Raw genomic sequence first — 23,183 nt, forward strand, 5'->3', positions numbered from 1 at the left:
CCCATGACCACCAACGGAACCGGCACACACGGCGCCGTCCTCGCGGACACCGCCCCCCAGGACGGTGTCAGTCCACTCGTCGAACTGCGCAACGCGGGCAAGTCCTACGGCAACATCCGGGCCCTGCACGGGGTCGATCTCGGCGTCCGCCCCGGCCAGGTGACCTGTGTCCTCGGTGACAACGGCGCCGGCAAGTCGACGCTCATCAAAATCGTCTCGGGACTGCACCAGCACACCGAGGGCGAGTTCCTCGTCGACGGCACCCCGGTGCGCTTCGCCACTCCGCGCGAGGCCCTCGACAAGGGGATCGCCACCGTCTACCAGGACCTGGCCACGGTGCCCCTGATGCCGGTGTGGCGCAACTTCTTCCTCGGCTCGGAACTCACCAAGGGTCCCTGGCCCGTGCGCCGGCTCGACATCGACAGGATGAAGAAGACCGCCGACGAGGAACTGCGCAACATGGGCATCGTCCTCGACGACCTCGAACAGCCCATCGGGACGCTGTCGGGCGGCCAGCGCCAGTGCGTGGCCATCGCCCGCGCCGTCCACTTCGGGGCCCGTGTCCTCATCCTGGACGAGCCGACGGCCGCCCTCGGCGTCAAGCAGTCCGGCGTCGTGCTGAAGTACATCGCCGCCGCCCGCGACCGCGGCCTCGGCGTCATCTTCATCACCCACAACCCGCACCACGCCTACATGGTCGGCGACCACTTCAGCGTTCTGCGCCTGGGCACCATGGAGCTCTCCGCCTCCCGCGACCAGGTCAGCCTCGAAGAGCTCACCAACCACATGGCCGGTGGCACCGAACTCGCCGCTCTCAAGCACGAGTTGGCGCAGGTGCGGGGAGTCGACGTCGAGGAGCTCCCGGAGGAGAAGGACCTGACCGCGCCCGTGGTGAATCCCGGGGAGAGGATGCCCTGAACGCGCGGCCCGGACCTCCTCGTCCAGCCGCACGCCGACTCGCATATCGACTCGCACATCGACTCGCACATCGACACCGAGGACCACGTCGAGAGCTCCGGCCCGGTCATGCAGCGCGGGGTGTGTGAACGTCCGTCCGATGTGGCGGAGTTGGAGCCGGTGGCGATCGCGGGGCAGCGGCGCAGCGGCTCGGCGTCGAGTCGTCCGCGACCGCGACCGCGACCGCGACCGTGGAGCAGGACATGGGCGCGTGCGAGCCGGACCGGCTGCCCCTCGCGGTGCGCACCCGGAAGTCGTTGCGCTCCTGCGGGGTCTGAGCCCGCGGCCCCCGGTCACCGGGCGCGTCGCGCCGTCGCCGACAGGCGGCGGCGCGCCCGCGCTCGTATCGTGGTGGTGCTGGGCCGCATGCGGCCCGTGCCCTCTGGTGCGGCTGGGCCTGCGGCGGAAACCTCCTCATACAGGAGCGAGCCCATGACACACCCGTGTATCCGCATGCGCCGGGGGATCGTCGTAGCCGCCGCTGTCGGGGCGCTGGTGGTGCCGGCCGCGGGAGGTGCGGCGACGGCGCTGCCGTCCTCGGCCCCCACGGCCGCCACCGGAACCGAGCCACCCTCCCCGTCCTCGTCCGGGGACGGCGTCGTCGAACTCACCCCGGCCGTGCAGCAGCAGGTCGACGAGGCCGTGCAGCGGGTCATGAAGCAGGCGAACGTCCCCGGCGTCAGCGTCGGCATCTGGACGCCCGGCAAGGGCCAGTACGTGAAGTCCTTCGGCGTCGCCGACAAGAGCACCGGGCGGGCGATGGACCCCGGTCTCTCCATGCGTATCGGCAGCGAGACCAAGACGTTCACCGTCACCGCGGTCCTCCAGCTGGTCGACGAGGGGAAGATCGGCCTCGACGACACCATCGGCGAGTACATCGACGGAGTGCCGAACGGCGACAAGATCACCCTGCGGCAGCTGGCCGGCATGCGCAGCGGGCTGTTCAACTACTCGCAGGACGAGGCCTTCTTCAAGGCCCTGACCTCCGACCCGCAGCGGCCCTTCACCCCGCAGCAGCTGCTCGACTACTCCTTCAAGCACCCCGTGCTGTTCCCGCCGGGGGAGAAGTTCTACTACTGCAACACCAACCTGATCCTGCTGGGCCTGGTCGTCGAGCAGATGAGCGGTCAGCATCTCAACGACTACATCCAGGAGCACGTCCTGGACCCGGCGGGGCTGGACCACACCCTGTTCCCCACCGGCAACGAGTTCCCGACCCCGCACTCCCAGGGCTACACGAACCAGACCGCGACCGGGAAGGTCGAGGACACCGCGGACTGGGACCCGTCCTGGGGCTGGGCGGCCGGCGCGATGATCTCCCGGCTGGAGGACCTGCGGGTCTGGGCGCGCACCGTGGCCACGGGCGTGCTGCCCGACGGTGAGCGGATGATCAGCCCCGCCACCCAGAAGCAGCGTCTGATCACACCGGCGACGCCCATTCCGGGCGCCGGATACGGTCTCGGCATCTTCAACGTGCAGGGGTGGATCGGCCACAACGGCTCGCTGCCCGGCTACGAGTCCCTCACCATCTACCTGCCGTCGGCGCGGGCGACCCTCGTCGTCGTGCTGAACACCGACATCAACTACAAGAACGAGGAGCCCAGCACCCTCTTCGGCGACGCGATCACCACGATCGTCTCCCCGGACCACATCTTCAATCTGCCGGCGGAACCAGCGGCCAGGTGAGGACGTTCAGACGGTACGAGGTATGTGCGGTCGTGGACGGGGAGGGTGAGATGCAGGAGGAAGAGCAGGCCGGCACCGCGGAGGTCCGGCGCCGGGCCCGGTTCGGCGCGCTGCCCGAGCGGGTACGCCCGCAGGACATGGTCGAGGAGCGGCCGGCCGTCCCGCGGGACCCGGCCCGGGACGCCTACGACCCGGACGAGTTCGCGGTCCGCTACGGCCTGTGAACCGGTGAAGCCGCGAAACCGGTGAGGGGCGGGCGGGGAGTGTCTCCCCGCCCGCCCCTCACGTGGCGGTGCGTCCGGCAGCGGGCTCAGGAGGCGCGGACCTCCGCGATCGTCACCGGCCGGTGCTCGTGCAGGGACAGCGTGCACGCCTCCGCGATCCAGCCCGCCTCCAGGGCGTCCTCGACGGTGCAGGGGGAGGTGCGGGTACCGGCCACCACCTCGGTGAACGCGGTGAGTTCGGCGCGGTAGGCGGCGGTGAAGCGGTCCATGAAGAAGTCGTGCGGGGTACCGGCCGGGAAGGTCACCCCGGGCTCCACCGAGCGCAGCGGCAGCTTGTCCTCCAGACCGACGGCGATCGAGTCCGTGAAGCCGTGGATCTCCATCCGGACGTCGTAACCACGGGCGTTGTGGCGGGAGTTGGAGACCACTGCGATCGTGCCGTCGTCCAGGGTGAGGATGGCGCCGGTGGTGTCGGCGTCGCCCGCCTCCTTGATGTAGTCGGCGCCCCGGTTGCCGCCCACCGCGTACACCTCCGTCACCTCGCGGCCCGTGACCCAGCGGATGATGTCGAAGTCGTGCACGGAACAGTCCCGGAAGATGCCCCCGGAGGCGGCGACGTACGCGGCCGGCGGCGGGGCCGGGTCGAGGGTGGTCGAACGGACCGTGTGCAGCTTGCCCAGCTCGCCCGCCGTCACGGCCGCCCGCGCGGCGACGAAGCCCGCGTCGAAGCGGCGGTTGTAGCCGATCTGGATGGGGACGGCACTGCCCTGGACGGCCCGGAGCACCTCCACGCCCTCGCTCATGGTCCTGGCGACGGGCTTCTCGCAGAAGACCGGGATGCCTGCCTCGACGGCGGCCAGGATCAGGCCCGGGTGGGCGTCCGTCGCCGCCGCGACGACGACGCCGTCCACCCCGGCGGCCAGCACCGCCTCGGCGGAGTCCGCGACCTCGGCGCCGAACCGCTCGGCGGCGTTCTTGGCGGCCTCCGCGAAGGGGTCGGCCACGACGAGCGACGAGACGGCGTCGAGTCCGGAGAGGGTCTCGGCGTGGAAGGCGCCGATGCGGCCGAGGCCGAGGATTCCGATGCGCATGCGCTCCGCTGCTTTCCTGGTGTGGTGGTTGCTGTCTGTTGCTGGGGCTCCGCCCCAGGCCCCGTCGCCCTCCGGGCTCGTCCTCGATCGCCGGACGGGCTCGGAGTGCCTGGGCCGGATCCAGATGCCCGGACGGCTCGGGGTTCCTGGGGGGTACCGAGGTGCCTGGTGGGACTCGGAGTGCCTGGGCGGGGTCCCGATCCCGGGCGGGCTCTGGTGCCCGGGCGGGCTCGGATGTCAGGGAGTTCGATGTCAGGGACGTTCGATGTCAGGGAGGGTCCTGTCGTCAGTCCAGGCCGCCCAGGACGTTCTGGTCCCAGTCGATCACCGAACCGGTGACCACGCCCGACCGGTCGGACAGCAGGAACACCACGAAGTCGGCGATCTCGTCCGGCTGGCCCAGCTTGCCCATCGGCAGTCGTGCGGCGGCCTGCTCGCGCCAGTCGTCCCCGGCGCCGTGGAAGGCCTTCTGGGTCGCATCCTCGCCCTCCGTGGACGTCCAGCCGATGTTGAGTCCGTTGATCCGGACCCGGTCGTAGCGGTGCGCGTGCGCCGCGTTGCGGGTCAGACCGACCAGGCCGGCCTTGGCGGCGACGTACGGCGCGAGAAACGGCTGACCGCCGTGGGCCGAAGAGGTGATGATGTTGACGACCGTGCCGGACGCCTCGCGGGCCAGCATGTCCGCGACCGCCGCCTGCATGGCGAAGAACGGCGCCTTGAGGTTGATCGCGATGTGCTGGTCGAACAGCTCGGGCGTGGTGTCGAGCAGCGTGCCCCGGGAGGTCAGCCCCGCCGAGTTCACCAGACAGTCGACACGGCCGTACCAGGCCACCGTCTCGGCCACCGCCCCCTTCGCCTGCCCGGCTTCGGAGAGGTCGGCCCGGACGAAGAGCGCCTTGCCGCCGGCGGCGGTCAGCTCCGCCACCAGGGCCTCGCCCGGCTCCGGCCGCCGCCCGGTGACGGCGACCAGGGCCCCTTCGCGGACCGCGGCCCGCGCGACGGCCGCGCCGACGCCCTGGCTGCCGCCGTTGACGAGGACGACCTTGTCGTCGAGAAGTCCCATGGAAGGGAGGTCCTTTCAGCTCGTGCGCCGCAGGGCGCCGGCCCGCAGCTCGTCCCGGAGTGCCTGCGGGGTCCACTCCTCGTGCAGCGCTCGCCGTAGGACGTCCGCCTGCGCGGGCGGGGCGAGGCCGTCGACCGGCGGGTCGCTGTCGAGGTTGGTGGGGAAGGGGTAGCCCTCGGCGCTCGCGGCGACGACATGCTCCAGCCACTCCTCGCCCACGCCCTGCGCCCGGCGCTCCAGCAGCACCGGGTAGACGGCGTTCGCCACCGCCTCCCGGTCCACGGTCTCCATCGCACGCCCGAAGGCGGAGGACACCTGGAGCAGATTGGCCATCCTGCGCACCCCGGTGGTGCGGTTGGCGCCGGCGGCGTGGAAGACGGCCGGGTTGAAGAACGCGGCGTCGCCCTTCGCCAGCGGCAGCTGGACGTGGTGCTGCTCGAAGTACTCCTGGAACTCGGGCCGTCGCCACGCGAGGTAACCGGGCTCGTAGGTCTGCGAGTACGGCAGGTACAGCGTGGGCCCGGACTCCACGGGCATGTCGCAGTGCGCGACGGCGCCCTGGAGCGTGAGCACGGGGGACAGGCGGTGGACGTGCGCCGGGTAGGCGGCGGCCCGCTCGTCGGAGAGGAAGCCGAGGTGGTAGTCGCGGTGCACGCTCTGCGCCGCGCCGCCCGGGTTGACCACGTTGACCTGGGAGGTCATCTGGTAGCCCGGGCCGAGCCAGGCCCGCGAGACCAGCGCCAGGATGTCGTTGGCGTAGTAGTCGGCGAACGCCTCCGGGTCCCGCAGGGCGGCCTTCTCCAGGGCGTTCCACACGCGGTCGTTGGCGCCGGGCCGGGCGAAGTGGTCACCGGCGGTCGTGCCCGAGGCGTGCTGCTCGGCGATCAGCGCGTCGAAGACGGCGGTGGCCCGGTCGACGACCGCCGGATCGGGGAAGGCGTCCCGGAAGACGACGACTCCGGGCCCGTCGCTCAGGGCCCGCACCAGCTCGGCGCGGACCGCGCGGGCCGTCCCCGGGGCCCGCAGGCGGTCGCTGTCGTAGACGAGGACGTTCCCCTGCACCGCCGAGGCGTGCGGGAAGTCCGCGAGGTCGGTGGTGCGCTCGACCAGCGGGCGGAAGGTGTCGAGGTCGCAGTCCTGCTCGGTCAGCCAGGTGTGGCCTCGCACGGAGGTGAAGGACATCGTCGTCCCTTCGATGGCAATGGCGGCTCGGTGCTGCCATTCTTGTCCTGACAAACCCGTCGAACAACCAGCAGGCGACCATCAAAAACCCTTCAAGCAGATCCCCTGGGAGCTTTCCGTGGGCCATCCGTTCCCCATCCGGGAGATCGCACGTCAGGCCGGTCTGAGCGAGGCCACCGTGGACCGGGTGCTCAACAGCAGGGGAGGCGTGCGGGAGTCCACCGTGCAGGAGGTCCGGCGCGCCATCGCCGACCTGGACCGGCAGCGCACCCAGGTCAGGCTCGTCGGGCGCACCTTCATGGTCGACATCGTGATGCAGGCGCCGGAACGGTTCAGCACCGCCGTCCGGGCCGCCCTGGAGGCCGAACTGCCGTCGCTGCACCCTGCCGTCCTGCGCTCCCGCTTCCACTTCCGTGAGACCGGACCGGTCCAGGAGCAGGTCGCCACCCTCGACCGGATAGCCCGGCGCGGCTCGCAGGGGGTCATCCTCAAGGCGCCGGACGTCCCCGAGATCAACGCCGCCGTCGGCCGGCTGGTCGCCGCCGGGATCCCGGTCGTCACCCTGGTCACCGACCTGCCGGCCAGCGCCCGCCTCGCCTATGTCGGTATCGACGACCGGGCCGCCGGCGCGACCGCCGCCTACCTCATGGGTCAGTGGCTCGGTGACCGTCCGGGCAATGTGCTCACCAGTCTGAGCAGCGGCTTCTTCCGTAACGAGGAGGAGCGCGAGATGGGTTTCCGCAGCGTGATGCGGGCCCGCGATCCCGAGCGCACGCTGGTCGAGATCGCCGAGGGACAGGGGCTGGACGTCACCCAGTACGAGCTGGTCCGCGCCGCGCTGGCACGCGATCCGGACATCCGCGCCGTCTACTCCATCGGCGGCGGCAACGACGCCACCCTGCGCGCCTTCGCCGACCTCGGCCGTGAGTGCGCCGTGTTCGTCGCGCACGACCTCGACCACGACAACACCCGGCTGCTGCGCGGGCACCGGCTGTCCGCCGTTCTCCACCACGACCTGCGCCACGACGTGCGCGAGGCCTGCCACACCGTGATGCGGGCGCACGGCGCGCTGCCGCCGGCCGGTCCCACGCTGCCGTCGGCGATCCAGGTGGTGACCCCCTACAACATGCCGCCCCGGCAGGCGGCCGGCTGATGCCGGGCCGCCCGCCGGGACGCGGGCTGCGCGGGCCTCTCAGTGCCGCGGCGCCGGCGTCCCGGCCGCCGGGGCGGAGCGCGCCGCGCTGCGGTAGGTGCACACGCCCAGGGCCAGCAGCCAGTAGCTGAGGACGGCGCCCATCAGGGCGGTCGTGCCCCAGCCGTTCGCCGCGTAGAAGAACGCGGGGTCGTTGCCGAAGAACAGCGAGGGCACGAAGGCCAGGTTCATCCCGGCCAGGACGTACGCCGAGCGGCCGGTCCAGCGCGGCAGCAGACGGGTGCGGCCGACGGCGAGGCCCAGCGCGGTCAGGAAGAGCGCCAGCATGAGACGGGAGATCGACCCGTAGAGGATGTAGGTGCCACTGACGTCGATGGTCGGGTCGATCGGGTGGTCGACGGCGATGACCGCGCCCGCCTCGAGCCCCATCGAGACCAGGGTGACCGTGGCGTAGACGAGGCCTGCGGCGAAGGCGATCGAGCCGGCCCACGCACGGTCCGGGGCGACGCGTGCGACCAGCTCCCGGAACGCCGTCACGAACACGACCAGGCAGGCGAGCGCGACGATCCCGACGAGCAGCCGGGACAGCACGTTGGAGTCCGGCGGCGGGCCCGAGTGGATGAAGTACAGCGGCACCTGCACGATGAGGGCGAGCGCGGCGACGACGGCGGCGAGGCCGGTCAGGCGACGGGCGACTGCTTCGGACATGGGGATCCCCCGAGTTCTCCGTGTGACGGGTCCGGTGCCGGCGGCCGCGTGCTCGTGCACGTGTCCGCCGACCCCTGAAGCCTGCCGTTCCCGGGGCGCACCGTCCCTGGGCCTGGGAACCGGATCGGGGGTGGTCCTGTCGCCACCCCTACGGGTGTACGTCCACCCAGGAGCGGCTCTCCGCGGAGCGTGTCATCGCCTCCAGCACGGTCGCGCTGTGCACCGCGTCCGCGAGCGTCGCCCCGTAGGGGGTGCCCTCGGCGACCGAGCGCAGGAAGCGGTAGGCCTCCACCACCTTCAGGTCGTCGTACCCCATGGCGTTCGCCGCGCCCGGCTGGAAGGCGCCGAACTCGCCGTCGCCCGGACCGACGTACACCGTGCTGACGGGTTGGTCCTGGTACGTGGTGCCGAGGCTGACGCCGAGTTCGTTCATCCGCCGGAAGTCCCAGAACACGGCGCCCTCGGTGCCGTGCACCTCGAAGCCGTAGTTGTTCTGCTCACCGACCGAGACCCGGCAGGCCTCCAGCACGCCCCGGGCGCCGGAGGCGAAGCGCAGCAGGCAGTTGACGTAGTCCTCGTTCTCGACCGGGCCGAGTTCGCCGCCGACGGCGAGACTGTGGCCCGCCGTCGCTCCCGTCGGGCGGGCCCGCTCGGGGACGAAGACCGCCGTGTCGGCGGTCAGGGACGTGATGTCGCCGAGCAGGAAACGGGCCAGGTCGGCGCCGTGCGAGGCCAGGTCGCCCAGTACTCCGCTGCCGCCCCGCTCCCGCTCGTACCGCCAGGTCAGGGCGCCGTCGGGGTGGGCCGCGTAGTCGCTGAAGAGGCGGATGCGGACGTGGGTGACGGTGCCGAGTTCCCCCGAGGCGATCAGGTCGCGGGCCCTCTCCACGGCGGGCGCGTTGCGGTAGTTGAAGCCGACCGCGCCCTGCACGCCCGCCTCGGCCACCGCGTCCGCCACCGCCCGGGCGTCCGGGGCAGCGAGCCCCACCGGCTTCTCGATCCAGAGGTGTTTGCCGGCCTCGGCCATCGCGACACCGATCTCGCGGTGCAGGAAGTTCGGCGCGGTGATGCTGACGGCCCGCACGCGCGGGTCGGCGGCCACCTCGCGCCAGTCCCGGGTGGCGGAGGCGAAGCCGAACTGCTCGGCGGCCGCCTCGGCCCGGCCGGGCACCTCCTCGGCGACGGTCATCAGCACCGGGCGCAGGGCCAGCCGCGGGTAGTGGTGCCGTACGCGCGCGTACGCCTGGGTGTGCACCCGGCCCATCCAGCCGAACCCGACGACGGCCACTCCCAGCCCGTCCACCATGGCAGTCACCACAGCCCTTCCTTGGACCGCTCCATCCGCTGACCAGGCCACCCTGCGGGCCGTCTGTCCAGGGTGTCAAGGCTCCGACGACCCTTTGACAACCGGTACGCCACATGGAACGGTCCAATCATGAGACCACCGACCATCCGTGACGTCGCCGACCGGGCCGGAGTGTCCAAGTCGCTGGTCTCCCTGGTGCTGCGCGGCTCCGACCAGGTGCGTGCCGAGAAGCGGGAGGCCGTTCTGCGGGCCGTGCGCGAGCTGGGCTACCGGCCCAACGAGGCCGCGCGCAGCCTCGGCGAGCGGCGTGCCCTGCCCGAGCCCCGGCCTCGCCCGGAAGGCGGGACGCCCCTGGTCGGCGTCCTGCTGCACGACCTGCGCAACCCCTGGTACGTGGACCTGCTGGACGGCCTCAACTCGCTGCTGCACGCCGGCGGCCTGCACATGCTGCTGGGCGACGCCCGGCTGCACCGGCGCGTCGGTCAGGACCCGGCGGGGCCCTTCCTGGACCTGGGAGCGGACGGACTCGTCGTGGTCGGCACGCTGCCCGACCCGGCGGCGCTGGAGACCGTCGCCGCCCGGATGCCGGTCGTCGTCGCGGCGGCCCGGGAGCCGGTGCCGGCCGGGGTGGACGTGGTGGCCAACGACGACGAGTACGGCGCCCGCCTGGTCACCGAGCACCTCGTCGGACTCGGCCACCGACGCATCGCCCATCTGACGGGCTACGGTGCCGTCGCCGACCTGCGCCGGCGCGGTTTCGAGGCGACCATGCGGGCGGCGGGACCGGCTCATGTGGCGCTGGTGGAGGCGGGGGACATGACCGAGGAGGGCGGCTACCGGGCCACGGTGCGGCTGCTCGCCCGCGCCGACCGGCCCACGGCCGTGTTCGCCGTCAACGACATGACGGCGGTGGGGGTGTTGTCGGCGGCTGGGGAACTGGGCCTGCGCGTGCCGCGTGACCTGTCCGTGGTCGGCTACGACAACACCGGCATCTCCCGGCTGCGCCATGTGTGGCTCACGACCGTGGACGGCGCCGGTCACGAGGTCGGCCGCCGGGCCGCCCGCTGTCTGCTCGACCGTATCGAGGAGCCGGGCGGAGAGGGACGGGTCCAGCTGGCCCCGCCGGTCCTGGAGGTCCGGGGCACCACGGCACGCCCGCCCGCGGTCACAGCGTGACGGCGTAGGCCTTCCGCAGCGTCTCGTGGACCGTCCAGGTCGTGCGGTCGCCCGCGCGCAGCACCGCCATGTCGCCGGGGCCGACCGCGAGCGTGGGACCGCCCTCGACCTCGATGGTGGCCGACCCGCTGATCACCACGAACAGCTCGTCCGCCTCGGTGTCGGTGACGACGCCCGGGGTGATCTGCCAGATGCCCCTGATGTGCCGCCCGTCCGCCGACTCCCACACCACCTTGCCCGTCACCTCGGGGGTGCCGGCGACGATCTGCCCCGGGTCGAGTGGCTCGGGTTCGAGGCCGGCGTCGGGGACGTGGACGACGAAGCTGTGGGGCGGGGGGCCGTCGAGGCCGCTGTCGGTGCTCATGGGGCGACCCTAGCGAGGCCGTACGTCCGCCGGGCGTGGACACCTTGTGGACTGCCGGCCCAGCCGGGAAGACACTTCGTCACGATGGGCGGCCCCTGCGGGGCGGGGTGATCGTGGAGCCCGTGGCGGACGGCACGGCGCCGGCGCGCGAACCGCGCCGGTACGACAGGCGTGAGGCTCTCCTCTTCGGCGGTGTCCATGGAGCCGTCCTCGCCGGCTCGATGGTCGCCGCGCTCAGCCAGTACGGGCACACCTCCCGCGGCAGCCGCCGCTACGACGCCGCCTGGCCGCTGGTGACCGCCTGCGCCGTGATCGTGGGTCGTGGCGAACGCGCTGATCAAGTAACCCGCACCGTCCGCGCCGTGCCCGTTCGGTGGGAACATGGCGCGGCGGAAGCACGCGCGCAATACGGCGGACAAAATTGTTGACAATCTTGTTTCGCTAGATTTAGGTTCGACAGGCACTCACTCAGGGAGGGCAACCATGCCGAAAGAAGCCCGTCCGAGCACCGGGGAGCAGGCCAAACAGCATGCGCTCGCGCAGCTGCGGCAGGCGATCCTGCACGGCGACATGGCGCCGGCCCAGCGGCTGGTGGAGAACGAGCTCGCCGAGCAGTTCGGTGTGACACGGGCCAGCATCCGCGCGGCACTCATCGATCTGGAGTCCCAGGGGCTCGTCGAACGGATCCGCAACCGCGGCTCACGGGTGCGGGTGGTGACCGTGGACGAAGCGGTCGCCATCACCGAGTGCCGCATGGTCCTCGAAGGACTGTGCGCGGCGAAGGCGGCCGTCGCGGCCAGCGACGACCAGCTGATCGAGCTGACCGACCTCGGCACGGCCATGACCAAGGCAGTCGCCGACGGCGAGCCGGTCACCTACTCCGACCTCAACCACGAACTGCACCTCCGCATCCGGGAGTTCTCCGACCAGCGGACCGCGCAGGAGCTGCTGGAGCGGCTGAACGCCCAACTGGTGCGCCACCGCTTTCAGCTGGCTCTGAGGCCCGGAAGGCCGCAGCAATCCCTGAACGAGCACCTGACCATGATCGAAGCGATCCGGGCCAGGGACCCCCAGGCGGCCGAGACGGCCGTCCGCGCCCACCTCACCAGCGTGATCGAGGCGCTGCGCGACTGATCACGGCTGCGCGGGGCGGGCGCCCACCTGTCACCAAGGAGATCTGAGAATGACCCAGGCCAACGCGCCCGCCAGCCCACCACGATCGACCCTCGTCGTCACCGCGCACGCCGGCGACTTCGTGTGGCGGGCGGGCGGCGCCATCGCCCTGGCCGCTTCCCGCGGGGAGAAGGTCACCATCGCGTGCCTGACCTTCGGCGAGCGCGGCGAGTCCGCCAAGGCGTGGCGCGAGGGCAGGAAGCTCGACGAGATCAAGGCGATACGCCGGGACGAGGCCGAGCGCGCCGCCGCCACGCTGGGCGCCGAGGTCCGCTTCTTCGACGCCGGCGACTATCCGCTCGTCGCCACGGCCGAACTGACCGACCGGCTCGTCGCCGTCTACCGGGACACCCAGCCGGACGTGGTGCTGACGCACCCGACCGAGGACCCGTACAACGGCGACCACCCGGCCGCCAACCGCATGGCGCTGGAGGCCAGGGTGCTCGCCCAGGCCATCGGCTACCCGGGCGAGGGCGAGATCATCGGCGCGCCGCCGGTCTTCTACTTCGAGCCCCACCAGCCGGAGATGAGCGGCTTCAGGCCCGAGGTGCTGCTCGACATCACCGAGGTGTGGGAGACCAAACGCAAGGCGATGGAGTGCCTCGGCGCCCAGCAGCACCTGTGGGACTACTACACCGACCTCGCCGTGCGCCGGGGCGTCCAGCTCAAGCGCAACGCCGGCCCGAACCTGGGTCTGGCGCACAAGACCATGGCCGAGGCGTACATGCGTCCCTACCCGCAGATCGCGAAGGAGCTGGCGTGAGCGGCGTGATCGTCACCGACCCGCCGAAGGCGGAGCTGAAGGACGTCGACGCGCTGGCCGGCTTCGGCGTGGCCACCGTCGGCGAGGCGCTGGGCCGCACCGGCCTGCTGAGCCCGCGGATCCGCCCGATCCAGCAGGGCGTACGGGTCGCCGGCACCGCCGTGACCGTGCTCAGCTGGCCCGGCGACAACCTCATGATCCACGCCGCCGTCGAGCAGTGCGGCGAGGGCGACATCCTGGTCGTCACCACCACCTCGCCGTCCACCGACGGCATGTTCGGTGAGCTCTTCGCGACCGCGCTCCAGCGGCGCGGGGTGCGGGGCGTGATCACCAACGCGGGCATCCGCGACACCCAGGAGCTGCGGGACATGGGCTTCGCGGCCTGGTCGCGGGCCGTGTCCTCGCAGGGCACCGTGAAGGCCACCGGCGGCTCGGTCAACGTGCCGATCGCGATCGACGGCCAGGTGATCCGTCCGGGCGACGTGATCCTCGCCGACGACGACGGCGTCGTGGTCGTCCCCCGTGAGCGTGCCCGTGCCACCGTGGCGGCCTCCGAGGCCCGCGAGGCCAAGGAGGCGCGCTCCCGTGCCGCCTTCCTCGACGGCGAACTCGGCCTGGACCGCTACGGTTTGCGGGAGACCCTGAAGCGGCTCGGCGTCGAGTACAAGACGTACGACGCGTACGCGGGGGAGTCGTCGTGACCTCCCTGCCCGAGGAGCTGCCCTGCCTGCTGATGCGGGGCGGCACCTCCAGGGGCGCCTACTTCCTCGCCGACGACCTCCCCGCCGAACCGGCCCTGCGGGACGCGCTGTTGCTGCGGGTCATGGGCAGTCCGGACGCGCGCCAGATCGACGGCCTGGGCGGCGCGCACCCGCTCACCAGCAAGGTGGCCGTGGTGTCGCCGTCAGCCGACCCGCAGGCCGACGTCGACTACCTCTTCCTCCAGGTCGCCGTGGACCGGCCGGAGGTGAGCGACCGTCAGAACTGCGGCAACATCCTCGCCGGTGTCGGACCGTTCGCCGTGGAGCGCGGGCTCGTCGCCGCGGGGGAGGAGGAGACCGCCGTCCGGATCCGCATGGTCAACTCGGGCGACTACGCGACGGCGACCTTTCCGACGCCGGGCGGCCGCGTGGACTACACCGGCGCCGCCTCGATCTCCGGGGTGCCGGGGACGGCCGCGCCCGTGGTGATCGAGTTCCCGCCGGGCGCCGGTGCGCTGCTGCCCACGGGCAACGTCCGGGACGAGATCGACGGTGTGCCGGTGACCTGTGTGGACAACGGGATGCCGACGGTGCTCGTCGCGGCCACCTCGCTCGAGGTCACCGGCTACGAGCTGCCCAGAGACCTGGAGGAGGACGTCGCGCTCGCCGACCGCCTCCGGAGGATCCGCCTGGCGGCGGGCCGGCTGATGGGCCTCGGCGACGTCTCGGACGCCACCGTGCCCAAGGTCACGCTGCTCGCCGCGCCCCGCGGCGACGGCGCGGTCACCACCCGCACCTTCATCCCGGTGCGCTGCCACCCCTCGATCGGGGTGCTCGGCGCGGCCGGCGTCGCGGCGGGCCTGCGGATCGAAGGCGGTGTGGGGGCGGAACTGGCGAGGATCGACGCCGGCAGCGACCGTGTCCGCATAGAACATCCCACCGGGTTCCTGGACATCGAGAGCAGCCTCGGGTCGACCCCCGACGGCCTGCCCTCCGCCCGCCGTACCGCCGTGGTGCGTACGGCCCGAAAGATCTTCGACGGCACCGTCTTTCCCAGGTCCGCCGAGACGGCCCCCCTGCCCGCACGCTCCCCTGGAGGTCAACGATGACTCCGCCGCTCGGCGACATCGCCCACATCGGCCATGCCCAGCTCTTCACCCCGGACCTGGACGCCAGTGTCGGCTTCTTCACCGACTACCTGGGGCTCACGGTCAACGGTCAGGACGGCGACACGGTCTACCTGCGGACCTTCGACGACTACGAGCACCACAGCCTGGTGCTCACCGCCCGCGCGGAACCCGGCCTCGGCCGGCTGGCCCTGCGCACCTCCGGTGAGGAGGCCCTCCGGCGCCGGGTCGCGGCGATCGAGGCGGCGGGCGGCACCGGTCACTGGACGGAGGACGAACCCGGCCTCGGCAAGCTGTACGTCACCACCGACCCGGACGGCCACGAGCACGCCCTGTACTGGGAGAGCGAGTACTACCGGGCGCCCGACGAGCTGAGGCCGGCGCTGAAGAACCAGCCGCAGGCCAAACCCAACCGGGGCGTGGGCGTACGGCGCCTGGACCACATCAACTTCCTCGCCGCCGACGTGCTCGCCAACTCGGAGTTCCAGCAGAACCTGCTGGGCGCCCGCCCCACCGAGCAGATCCGCCTCGACACGGGGACGGTCGCGGCGCGCTGGCTGACGTACACGAACAAGTCGTACGACGTCGTCTACACCTCGGACTGGACCGGGAGTTCCGGGCGGCTGCACCACATCGCCTTCGCGACCGACACCCGCGAGGACATCCTGCGGGCGGCCGACCTGGCCATCGACAGCAACGTGTTCATCGAGACCGGCCCGCACAAGCACGCCATCCAGCAGACGTTCTTCCTGTACGTCTACGAGCCCGGCGGCAACCGCATCGAGCTGTGCAACCCGCTCACGCGCCTCGTCCTGGCCCCCGACTGGCCGCTCGTCACCTGGACCGAGGAGGAGCGCAAGAAGGGGCAGGCCTGGGGTCTGCGGACGATCGAGTCGTTCCACACGCACGGCACCCCGCCCGTGAGCTGACCCTGTCGCCCGGGTGCGCAGGGCATCGGACCAGCGGATCAGTGGATTGTCGATGAGATTGTTGACAAAAGTGTTGACTCTATCTGGGCTGATCCTTAGCGTCTTGCGCACACCGGGTCAGCCGCACGAGCCGCGCCGGCCCTCTTCACCAGTCCCCTCCAGGAAACGTCTCCTGGACGAGAGGAAAACAACGATGTCCTCCTCCCCCGCTCTGTCCGCCCGCGGCAGCAGACTGGCCCTCCTGGTCGTCGGTCTGTGCTGGCTGGCCGTGCTCTTCGACGGCCTCGACATGTTCATCTACGGCTCGGTGCTGCCGCACCTGCTGGAGACGAAGACCTTCGGCCTCACTCCGGACACCGCCGGCGACCTCGGCAGCTACGCCACCTTCGGCATGCTGATCGGCGCCCTCACGGCGGGCACCGTCGCCGACCGGATCGGGCGCAAGAACCTGATGGTCGGCTGCGTGGTCCTCTTCTCGCTGGCCTCCGGCGTGTGCGCGATGGCGGGCAGCGTCGAGATCTTCGGCCTCGGCCGGACCCTGGCGGGGGTGGGCCTCGGCGGCCTGCTGCCCACCGCGATCAGCATGGTCTCCGACTACGCCCCGCGCGGCCGCGGCGCCCTCGTCATCGGCCTGCTGATGACCGCCCACCACGCAGGCGGCATCCTCTCCGCCTACGTCGCCAAGTGGCTCATCGACCCGGTCGGCTGGCGGGCCGCGTTCTGGGTGTGCGTGCTCCCGCTGCTCTTCGCCCCGGTGCTCGCCAAGCTGCTGCCCGAGTCGCTGAGCTTCCTCGTCGCCAAGGGCCGTACCGGAGAGGCCCAGGAGCTGGCCACCCGCTACGACGTCGAACTGCCCGCCGACAGGTCCGGCAAGCAGGGCGCCGCCGACCGCTGGAACGCGCTGAAGAACCTCTTCCGCGGCGGTGAGTGGACCCAGACCCTGCTGTACTGGCTGGCCTCCTTCGGCGGACTGCTCCTCGTCTACGGCGTCGCCACCTGGCTGCCCACGCTGATGCGCGCCGAGGGCTACGAGCTGGGGTCGGCCCTGTCCTTCGTGATCGTCTTCAACCTCGGCGGCATCGTGGGCATGCTGGTCGCCGGGCGCGCCGCGGACCGGTTCGGCGCCCCGCGCATCTCCGCCGTCTGGTTCGCGCTGACCGCGGCCGGCGTGTTCCTGCTCAGCATCCACATGCCGATGAGCGTGACGATGATCGTCGTCTTCTTCACCGGTGTCTTCCTCAACAGCGCCCAGACGATGATCTACGCCACGGTCTCCATCCGCTCCGACGCGGACAACCGGGCCACCGCCGTCGGCTGGACGTCCGGCATGGGCCGCTTCGGCGCCGTCTTCGGTCCGTGGCTCGGCGGTCAGCTGCTCGCCTCGAACAACGGCGACTGGGGCTTCACCGCGTTCGCGATCGCCGGCCTGTCGTCGATGGTCTTCATCGGCATCGCCGCGCTCCGCAGCTCCCGGCAGACTCCGCGCGGCGCCGACCAGGAGCTGGTGGGCGCCCACTGAGCGAACGGACGCACGGCAGTCACCGGGGGCGAGGACGGACGCCGGCCACCGCACGAGGTGCGGGGGCCGGCGTCCGGCGTGTCCGGCGCAGGCCCGCGCCGGGACGGTGGCGGGGGGTTCGCCGACCGCGGAGACTGCGCGGGTCCGGGTGCCCGCCTGGGTGGTGCGCGGCGACCGCGGCGGGACCGGCCTGAGGTCCGGGGAGCGACAGGGCCTTTCGGCCTTCCCGCACCTGCGCACGGTCACCGTGCCCGACGCGGGGCACCTTCTCCTCGTCGCGCAACCGGCCTCGGTCGCCGCGGTCGTCGCGGAAGCGGTCAGGGCGTCGGTGCGCTGACGGCCGTCCCCGGCCGGTCCGGGCCCCTCCTCAGTCGTCGGAGCCCATCCGGTCCTGGGCGGACAGGTGTTCCACCGTCCGGCCGGTCTCGGTGAACGTGCGCGTCACCCGGCCCGAGGAGTACACCCACAGGATCCGCAGCGGGCGGTCGCCGGTGTTGCGGAACAGGTGCGGAACCGGGGAGGGCACGTACGTGGTGTCGTACTGCTGCAGCTTCGTCGTCTCGCCGTCCACCCACACCTCCGCCTCGCCCTCGAGGATCGTCACGTGCTCGTCGCAGTTGTGCGAGTGCAGCGGGGCTCCGGAACCGACCGGGTAGACGCTCATCCCGCTGGTGATCCGGTTCTCCCCGTTCGCCGACGAGGTGGTGACGAGCGGTGTCGTCACGACCGCGCCGCCGCGGTCGAGCAGGGGGACGGACGCGGCCTTGATGATGGTGGTCATGCCGGACGACGTTAGGTCGCCGTCCGGTGAATGGGGGGCCTCCGGCGTGCAGTTTTACGTTGCGCTCCGAGGTGGGTGAGCTTCTCGGACACGGCTGTACCTTCCTGGCACCGCACGGATTCACGACCCGTGCCCGTCATGCGCCGGAAAGAAAAGGCAGGTAACGGCCGGATGAGGCTCCCCGTTCTCGACGAAGAGGAAATGGATGCGCGGCAGCAGGAACTGGCCGCGCGGATCGCCGGCCGCCGCGGCGCGGTGCGCGGTCCCTTCCGGGTCTGGCTGCACAGCCCGGAGATGTGCGAACGGGCCGAGTCGCTCGGCGCGTTCGCCCGCTTCGACTGCTCGCTGCCCCGGCATCTGCGCGAGCTGACCCTGCTGATGGCCGCCCGCAACTGGGACGCGCAGTACTCCTGGAACGCCCATGTGCACCAGGCCGTCGAGGCCGGCGTCCCGCAGGCCGCCGTGAAGGCGATCGCCGAGAAGCGCGAGGCGGTCTTCGACAACGAGGCGGACCAGGTCTTCTACCGGTTCTGCCGGGAGATCCTCGACGAGCACTTCGTCACCGACGCCACCTTCGCGGCGGCGCTGGAGCACTTCGGCCCCAAGGGCCTGGTGGACACCATCGGCGCGCTCGGCAACTTCACCATGCTCGGCATGTGCCTGAACACCTTCCAGGTGGACCTCCAGGCCGACAAGGAGCCGCCCTTCCCCGACATCCGCGGCCACGGCCGCGTGACCCCCGAGGGCGACCGGCCGTGACCGCCGTACTGCGCGCCCGGGGCGTCACCAAGAGCTTTGGCGGGGCGGCCGCGCTGAAAGGCGTCGACCTCCACCTGTACTCCGGCGAGGTCCACGCCCTGATGGGCATGAACGGCGCCGGCAAGTCGACCCTCGTGCAGGTGCTGTCCGGCGTCCACCAGGCCGACGCCGGCACGATCGAGGTCGACGGGCGGGAGCAGCACGGGCTGACGGTGCGCCGGGCGCGCCGGCTGGGCATCTCCTCGGTGCCGCAGCGCCGCGAGCTGGCGATGGGCCTGAGCGTCGCCGAGAACATCCTGCTCGGCGACCTGCCGACGCGGGGGCCTGCCGTGCGGTGGAAGGCCGTCAGGGAAGAGGCCCGCACGGCTCTCGCCGCCCTGGGCATCGCCGTCGACGTGGAGCGCGCCGCCGGTTCGCTCACCGTCGCCGAGCAGACCATGGTCGAGGTGGCCCGCGAGGTGCGGCGCGGCGGCCGGGTGCTGATCCTGGACGAGCCGACCGCGTGTCTGAGCGCCAAGGACGCCCACCGGATCCGCGCCCTGGTGCGCACCCTGCGCGACGAGGGCGTCGCCGTCGTCTACATCTCGCACTACATCGACGAGGTCATGGCCGTCGCCGACCGCCTCACCGTCCTGCGGGACGGCGCCGTCGTGACGAGCGCGCCCGCCGCCGAGCTGGACGACGCGGGACTCGTGCGCGCCATGGTCGGCCGGGACGTCGTCTCCACCCGCCCCGAACGCCCCCTGCCGAAGGACGAGGTCGGCCTCGCCGTCAGGGGGTTGAGTCACGGCCGGGCCATCCGGGACTTCACCGTCGAGGTGCGCAGGGGCGAGATCGTCGCCGTCCTCGGGCCCGCCGGGGACGCCCAGTCCCGGCTGTTCGACCTGCTCTCCGGACGGCGGCGCCCGGAGGCCGGCGCCCTGCACGTCGACGGCAGGGCCGTGCCCTTCGGCCGGGTCCCGGCCTCGCTCGCCAGCGGCCTGCGCTGCGTCACCGGCGACCGCCGCACCCTGGGCCTGGTCCCGGGCATGTCGCTGGACGAGAACCTGATGCTCGCCGACGACCGGTTCGCGCGCCGCCGTCTGCACCGCCGAGGCCGACTCGCCCGCCGGGCCGCCCCGTTGCGCCACAGCTACGGAGTCAGGGCACTGTCCGGCAACCCGCCGGTGAGCGCGCTGTCGGGCGGCAACCAGCAGAAGGTGCTGCTCGGCAAGTGGCTGGAGACCTCACCGGCCGCGTGCTTCCTGGAGGACCCCACCAACGGCGTGGACATCGCGGCCATGGCCGACATCCACACCCTCCTCGACGACCTCGCCTCCCGGGGAGTGGCCGTCCTGCTCGCCTCCTCCTCGGCCGAGGAGGTCATGCGACTGGCCGACCGGGTCGTCGTCGTGAGCGCCGGCCGCACGGTCGCCGAACACGACATCACCGCCATCACCCGCGACGAACTCGTCGCCACGGCCCTCGGAGGTCAACCGCAGTGAGCGCAAAGACACTTGGCGATGCCCCCGGCGTGTCCGACCCGCCCGAGGTTCCCCCGTCCCGCTTCACCCCGGGCAGGGTGCGCGATCTGCCGCACGCCGGGCTGATCGCCGTGCTCGTCCTGGTCGTGGTGTTCACCGCCGTACAGAGCGAGACGTTCGCCACCGACCGCAACATCGTCAACATCCTCGGCCAGGTGAGCGTCAACGCCGTGCTCGCCGCGGGGCTCACCCTGCTCATGACCGCGGGCGGCATGGACTTCTCGATGGGCAGCAACGTCGCCGTCACGGCCGCCGTGTCGGCGAGGCTGCTCGCCGACGGCCGGCCCACCGGCTACGCCGTCGTCGTCGCGCTGCTGCTCGGCACCGCCGTCGGACTCGTCAACGGGCTGGTGGTGACCTTCACCGCCGTGGCGCCGTTCGTCGTGACGCTGGCCTCGGCCACCCTGCTCGACGGCGTCGCGCTCCTGGTCCACGACGGCTCCACCCTCTCCATCGGCGCCCGGATGTCCGCGCTCGGCAACGACAAGGTGCTCGGCGTGCCGTATCTGCTGATCGTCGCCGTCCTGGTGCTGACCGTGACGGCGCTCGTCATGCGGTTCACCGTGTTCGGCCGGGACGCCTTCGCCATCGGCGGCAACGAGCACGTGGCCCGTCTCAGCGGCATCAACGTCACCGCCCGCAAGCTCACCCTGTACGGCCTCACCGGCACCCTCTCCGGACTCGCCGGCCTGATGCTGCTGTCCCGCCTGGGTTCCTCCAGCCCGGGCGGCACGGCCGGGCTCTCGCTCCAACTGGCCGTGGTCGCCGCGGTGGTCATCGGCGGCACCTCGCTGGCCGGCGGGCACGGCACCGTCCTCGGCACCGCGCTCGGCCTGGTGCTGCTCGGCGTGGTCGCCAACGCGCTGAACCTCCTGGACTTCTCCAGCAACTACCAGCCGGTCTCCGTCGGCGCCGTGCTGCTCGTCGCGGCCGTCGCCAACGAGATGCACAAGGCCCGCTCGGGCTCGGCGCGCCACTGACCTCCCTGTCGTTCATGCCTCGTCCGAAAGGCGTTTCACCATGAGACTCACCGCCCGTTCACGCAGGGCACTGTTCGCCACCGTCACCGGCTCTGCCCTGGTGCTGACCGGCTGCGGCAACGGCGACAGCGGCAGCGCCGACAGCGTCTCCCTCGGCTTCGTCAACGGTGGCGACACCAACTTCCACAGCTGTCTGCAGAAAGCCGTCGAGGGCCGGGCGAAGACCGCCGGAGCGAAGGTCTACACGGCCAACTCGCACCAGAACGCCGGGACCGAGCTGTCCAACATCGAGGACATGATCTCCCGCGACGTGAGCGCGCTGATCGTGCAGACGGTCAACGTCGACGCGCTCAAGGGCGACATCGCCAAGGCGAAGGCCTCGGACATACCGATCTATCTGACCTCCGTGTCCACCAGTGACGCCGCCGACATCCTCGGTGCGGCCGTCGTCGACCTCAAGAAGGTCGGCAGCCTCGACGCGGGCTGGATCGCCCAGGACGCGGGCACGAAGCCGGTCCAGGTCGGCATCGTGGCGGGGGCTCCGGGCGCGGCCTCGGACCTGCTGGTGGGCGGCTTCAAGGGCGCCCTCCCGGCCACCGCCGAAGTCGTCGCCGAGCAGCCGGGCATGTTCAATCCCGCGAAGGCCCAGGACGTCGCGGAGAACATGATCCAGGCCGATCCCGACCTGGACTACGCGTTCGTCGCCAACGAGGAGATGGCCTTCGCCGTGCGCAAGGCGTTCGACGCCGCCGGCGCCGAGGACGTCAGGATCGTCACCGTGAACGGGACCGACGAGGGCCTGGCCGCCGTCAGGAGCGGCGAGTTCTCGGCCACCGTCGCGAACTCGGCGAAGACGATCGGCGAGACGGCCGTGAAGAACGCCGTCGGACTGCTTGCCAAGGAAAAGGTTGACAAGATTGCCAACATTCCTCTTCTGTTGGTCACCGAGGACAACCTGAGCGAGGCGCCCCAGTACTGCCCGAAGTGAGGGCCCCACCGGGAAGCGGTGCCTGCCGGCGCCCCGGTTGTTCCGAGCCGCAGGAATGCTCCCGTTCTCGACGCCGCGGGCGGGAGCCGCAATCGGAGGAAACATGGACCGCTTGCTGCTGATGCACAGTTTCGTCACTGTCGCCCAGGCCGGAAGCTTCAACGGAGCCGCCAAGAAACTGGGCTCCTCCGGGTCGCTGGTCTCACGGCACGTGGCCGAGCTGGAACGACAGGTGGGGGTCCGCCTGGTCAACCGCACCGCCCGTTCGGTGAGCCTCACCGAGCCGGGGCTGAGGTACGCGGAGTTCGCCTCCCGCATCCTCGACGAGATCGACGCGCAGGACGCGGCGCTCGCCGGCTCGCACGACCGGGCCGAGGGCACCCTCAGCATCATCTGCCCGAAATGGATAGGCAGCCTGGACCTGGGCGACGCGATCGCCGCCTTTTCCGCGGCCCATCCGAAGATCCAGGTCCGTTTCGAACTCGGCGGAATGTCCGACCGCACCTACGATTTCCTGGACAGTGGATTCGACGTCGCTTTCCACACCCGCGACCTCCGGGATTCCAGCGTCCGATTGAAGAAGATCTCCTCCCTGCCCTTCGTGCTGTGCGGATCGGCGGAGTACATCGAACGCCGGGGCGGCCTCGCGCATCCCAACGACATCGCGGGCCACGACTGCCTGGTGCACGTCAACGACCCGGTCTGGCGCATCGGCCACGGCCACGCGAGCACCCTGCACAAGATCCGCAACATCGCCTTCTCGTCCAACTCCTATCTGGCCCTCCAGAAGGCCGCCGTGCACGGCCGGGGCATCGCCCTGCTCCCGCAGCGCCCGGCCTACGACGACCTGGTCTCCGGCGCCCTGCGGGCACTGCTGCCGGAACTGGCCGTACCCGACCGACCGCTGTACGCCATCTACGGCCCCGGACAGGACACCCCGCGCAAGATCAGCGTGTTCCTGGACTTTCTCTCCGCATGGTTCTCGCAGAACCCGATCCCCACGATCCGGTAGCCGACGGCAGGCGCAAAC

25 protein-coding genes and 1 pseudogene are annotated in these 23,183 nt (G+C 71.5%); 19 read left to right on the plus strand and 7 right to left on the minus strand.

The window, feature by feature from the left end; all coding sequences use genetic code 11:
* Positions 1–3: 3 nt before the first annotated feature.
* The 4 genes and pseudogenes from QF030_RS34420 to QF030_RS34435 all read left to right on the plus strand — a co-directional run bounded on the left by QF030_RS34420 (position 4) and on the right by QF030_RS34435 (position 2,867).
* The gene (locus QF030_RS34420) at positions 4–918 is read left to right on the plus strand and encodes an ATP-binding cassette domain-containing protein (protein ID WP_307166457.1); all 915 of its coding nucleotides are present in this window, start codon (positions 4–6) and stop codon (positions 916–918) included.
* Positions 919–1,235: pseudogene (locus tag QF030_RS34425) on the plus strand (hypothetical protein); the annotation flags it as partial. It abuts the gene before it with no gap.
* 154 nt (positions 1,236–1,389) lie between these two features.
* Entirely contained in the window at positions 1,390–2,643 is a 1,254-nt protein-coding gene (locus QF030_RS34430) for a serine hydrolase domain-containing protein (RefSeq protein WP_307166458.1), read from the plus strand.
* A gap of 50 nt (positions 2,644–2,693) precedes the next feature.
* Positions 2,694–2,867 (plus strand): hypothetical protein, encoded by a 174-nt coding sequence (locus tag QF030_RS34435; RefSeq protein ID WP_307166459.1) that lies wholly within the window; start codon positions 2,694–2,696, stop codon positions 2,865–2,867.
* 86 nt (positions 2,868–2,953) lie between these two features.
* On the opposite strand, the gene QF030_RS34440 is transcribed toward QF030_RS34435, so the two are convergent.
* The 3 genes from QF030_RS34440 to QF030_RS34450 form a co-directional block, all read right to left on the minus strand.
* Positions 2,954–3,958, minus strand: a complete 1,005-nt coding sequence (locus QF030_RS34440; RefSeq protein WP_307166460.1) for a Gfo/Idh/MocA family protein — start codon at positions 3,956–3,958, stop codon at positions 2,954–2,956.
* 286 nt (positions 3,959–4,244) lie between these two features.
* Positions 4,245–5,021, minus strand: coding sequence for an SDR family oxidoreductase (locus QF030_RS34445; protein ID WP_307166461.1), 777 nt, complete (start codon positions 5,019–5,021; stop codon positions 4,245–4,247).
* A 15-nt stretch (positions 5,022–5,036) separates the two neighbouring features.
* Positions 5,037–6,203, minus strand: a complete 1,167-nt coding sequence (locus QF030_RS34450; protein ID WP_307166462.1) for a phytanoyl-CoA dioxygenase family protein — start codon at positions 6,201–6,203, stop codon at positions 5,037–5,039.
* A 118-nt stretch (positions 6,204–6,321) separates the two neighbouring features.
* Between QF030_RS34450 and QF030_RS34455 the strand changes: the two genes are divergently transcribed.
* Complete coding sequence (locus QF030_RS34455) at positions 6,322–7,356, plus strand: LacI family DNA-binding transcriptional regulator (protein WP_307166463.1); 1,035 nt, start codon at positions 6,322–6,324, stop codon at positions 7,354–7,356.
* Between the two features lie 39 nt (positions 7,357–7,395).
* On the opposite strand, the gene QF030_RS34460 is transcribed toward QF030_RS34455, so the two are convergent.
* Complete coding sequence (locus QF030_RS34460; protein WP_307166464.1) at positions 7,396–8,064, minus strand: hypothetical protein; 669 nt, start codon at positions 8,062–8,064, stop codon at positions 7,396–7,398.
* A gap of 148 nt (positions 8,065–8,212) precedes the next feature.
* A complete protein-coding gene (locus QF030_RS34465; protein WP_307167794.1) occupies positions 8,213–9,370 on the minus strand; it encodes a Gfo/Idh/MocA family protein in 1,158 nt (385 codons plus the stop codon).
* A 129-nt stretch (positions 9,371–9,499) separates the two neighbouring features.
* Between QF030_RS34465 and QF030_RS34470 the strand changes: the two genes are divergently transcribed.
* Positions 9,500–10,546: a LacI family DNA-binding transcriptional regulator gene (locus tag QF030_RS34470; protein ID WP_307166465.1), complete on the plus strand. Its 1,047-nt coding sequence runs from the start codon at positions 9,500–9,502 to the stop codon at positions 10,544–10,546.
* Here the strand turns inward: QF030_RS34470 and QF030_RS34475 are convergent.
* A complete protein-coding gene (locus tag QF030_RS34475) occupies positions 10,536–10,910 on the minus strand; it encodes a cupin domain-containing protein (protein WP_307166466.1) in 375 nt (124 codons plus the stop codon). The two genes, QF030_RS34470 and QF030_RS34475, sit on opposite strands and share 11 nt — an antisense overlap.
* Positions 10,911–11,032: 122 nt before the next feature.
* Between QF030_RS34475 and QF030_RS40685 the strand changes: the two genes are divergently transcribed.
* The 8 genes from QF030_RS40685 to QF030_RS34515 all read left to right on the plus strand — a co-directional run bounded on the left by QF030_RS40685 (position 11,033) and on the right by QF030_RS34515 (position 17,459).
* Positions 11,033–11,338: a hypothetical protein gene (locus tag QF030_RS40685; protein ID WP_373428846.1), complete on the plus strand. Its 306-nt coding sequence runs from the start codon at positions 11,033–11,035 to the stop codon at positions 11,336–11,338.
* A 55-nt stretch (positions 11,339–11,393) separates the two neighbouring features.
* Positions 11,394–12,044: a GntR family transcriptional regulator gene (locus tag QF030_RS34485; RefSeq protein ID WP_307166467.1), complete on the plus strand. Its 651-nt coding sequence runs from the start codon at positions 11,394–11,396 to the stop codon at positions 12,042–12,044.
* Positions 12,045–12,093: 49 nt separating this feature from the next.
* On the plus strand, positions 12,094–12,846 hold the full coding sequence (locus QF030_RS34490; RefSeq protein ID WP_307166468.1) for a PIG-L deacetylase family protein: 753 nt from the start codon (positions 12,094–12,096) through the stop codon (positions 12,844–12,846).
* Entirely contained in the window at positions 12,843–13,547 is a 705-nt protein-coding gene (locus QF030_RS34495) for a 4-carboxy-4-hydroxy-2-oxoadipate aldolase/oxaloacetate decarboxylase (RefSeq protein WP_307166469.1), read from the plus strand. The genes QF030_RS34490 and QF030_RS34495 overlap by 4 nt, the downstream gene beginning before the upstream one ends.
* Positions 13,544–14,656, plus strand: coding sequence for a 4-oxalomesaconate tautomerase (locus QF030_RS34500; protein WP_373428847.1), 1,113 nt, complete (start codon positions 13,544–13,546; stop codon positions 14,654–14,656). The genes QF030_RS34495 and QF030_RS34500 overlap by 4 nt, the downstream gene beginning before the upstream one ends.
* Positions 14,653–15,603, plus strand: a complete 951-nt coding sequence (locus QF030_RS34505) for a VOC family protein (RefSeq protein ID WP_307166470.1) — start codon at positions 14,653–14,655, stop codon at positions 15,601–15,603. The genes QF030_RS34500 and QF030_RS34505 overlap by 4 nt, the downstream gene beginning before the upstream one ends.
* 193 nt (positions 15,604–15,796) lie before the next feature.
* Positions 15,797–17,122, plus strand: a complete 1,326-nt coding sequence (locus QF030_RS34510; RefSeq protein WP_307166471.1) for an MFS transporter — start codon at positions 15,797–15,799, stop codon at positions 17,120–17,122.
* A 160-nt stretch (positions 17,123–17,282) separates the two neighbouring features.
* On the plus strand, positions 17,283–17,459 hold the full coding sequence (locus tag QF030_RS34515) for a hypothetical protein (protein ID WP_307166472.1): 177 nt from the start codon (positions 17,283–17,285) through the stop codon (positions 17,457–17,459).
* Between the two features lie 30 nt (positions 17,460–17,489).
* On the opposite strand, the gene QF030_RS34520 is transcribed toward QF030_RS34515, so the two are convergent.
* Positions 17,490–17,903: a cupin domain-containing protein gene (locus QF030_RS34520; RefSeq protein ID WP_307166473.1), complete on the minus strand. Its 414-nt coding sequence runs from the start codon at positions 17,901–17,903 to the stop codon at positions 17,490–17,492.
* Between the two features lie 201 nt (positions 17,904–18,104).
* Here QF030_RS34520 and QF030_RS34525 point away from each other — a divergent pair, with 201 nt between their 5' ends.
* The 5 genes from QF030_RS34525 (at position 18,105) to QF030_RS34545 (ending at position 23,165) form a co-directional block, all read left to right on the plus strand.
* Complete coding sequence (locus QF030_RS34525) at positions 18,105–18,662, plus strand: carboxymuconolactone decarboxylase family protein (protein ID WP_307167796.1); 558 nt, start codon at positions 18,105–18,107, stop codon at positions 18,660–18,662.
* Positions 18,659–20,146, plus strand: a complete 1,488-nt coding sequence (locus QF030_RS34530) for a sugar ABC transporter ATP-binding protein (RefSeq protein WP_307166474.1) — start codon at positions 18,659–18,661, stop codon at positions 20,144–20,146. The genes QF030_RS34525 and QF030_RS34530 overlap by 4 nt, the downstream gene beginning before the upstream one ends.
* A 29-nt stretch (positions 20,147–20,175) precedes the next feature.
* Positions 20,176–21,165: an ABC transporter permease gene (locus QF030_RS34535; protein WP_307166475.1), complete on the plus strand. Its 990-nt coding sequence runs from the start codon at positions 20,176–20,178 to the stop codon at positions 21,163–21,165.
* A 40-nt stretch (positions 21,166–21,205) separates the two neighbouring features.
* Positions 21,206–22,153, plus strand: coding sequence for a sugar ABC transporter substrate-binding protein (locus QF030_RS34540; protein ID WP_307166476.1), 948 nt, complete (start codon positions 21,206–21,208; stop codon positions 22,151–22,153).
* Between the two features lie 103 nt (positions 22,154–22,256).
* Positions 22,257–23,165, plus strand: a complete 909-nt coding sequence (locus QF030_RS34545) for a LysR family transcriptional regulator (protein WP_307166477.1) — start codon at positions 22,257–22,259, stop codon at positions 23,163–23,165.
* The last annotated feature ends 18 nt before the right edge of the window (positions 23,166–23,183 follow it).

This window comes from Streptomyces rishiriensis (assembly GCF_030815485.1).
Lineage (GTDB): Bacteria > Actinomycetota > Actinomycetes > Streptomycetales > Streptomycetaceae > Streptomyces > Streptomyces rishiriensis_A.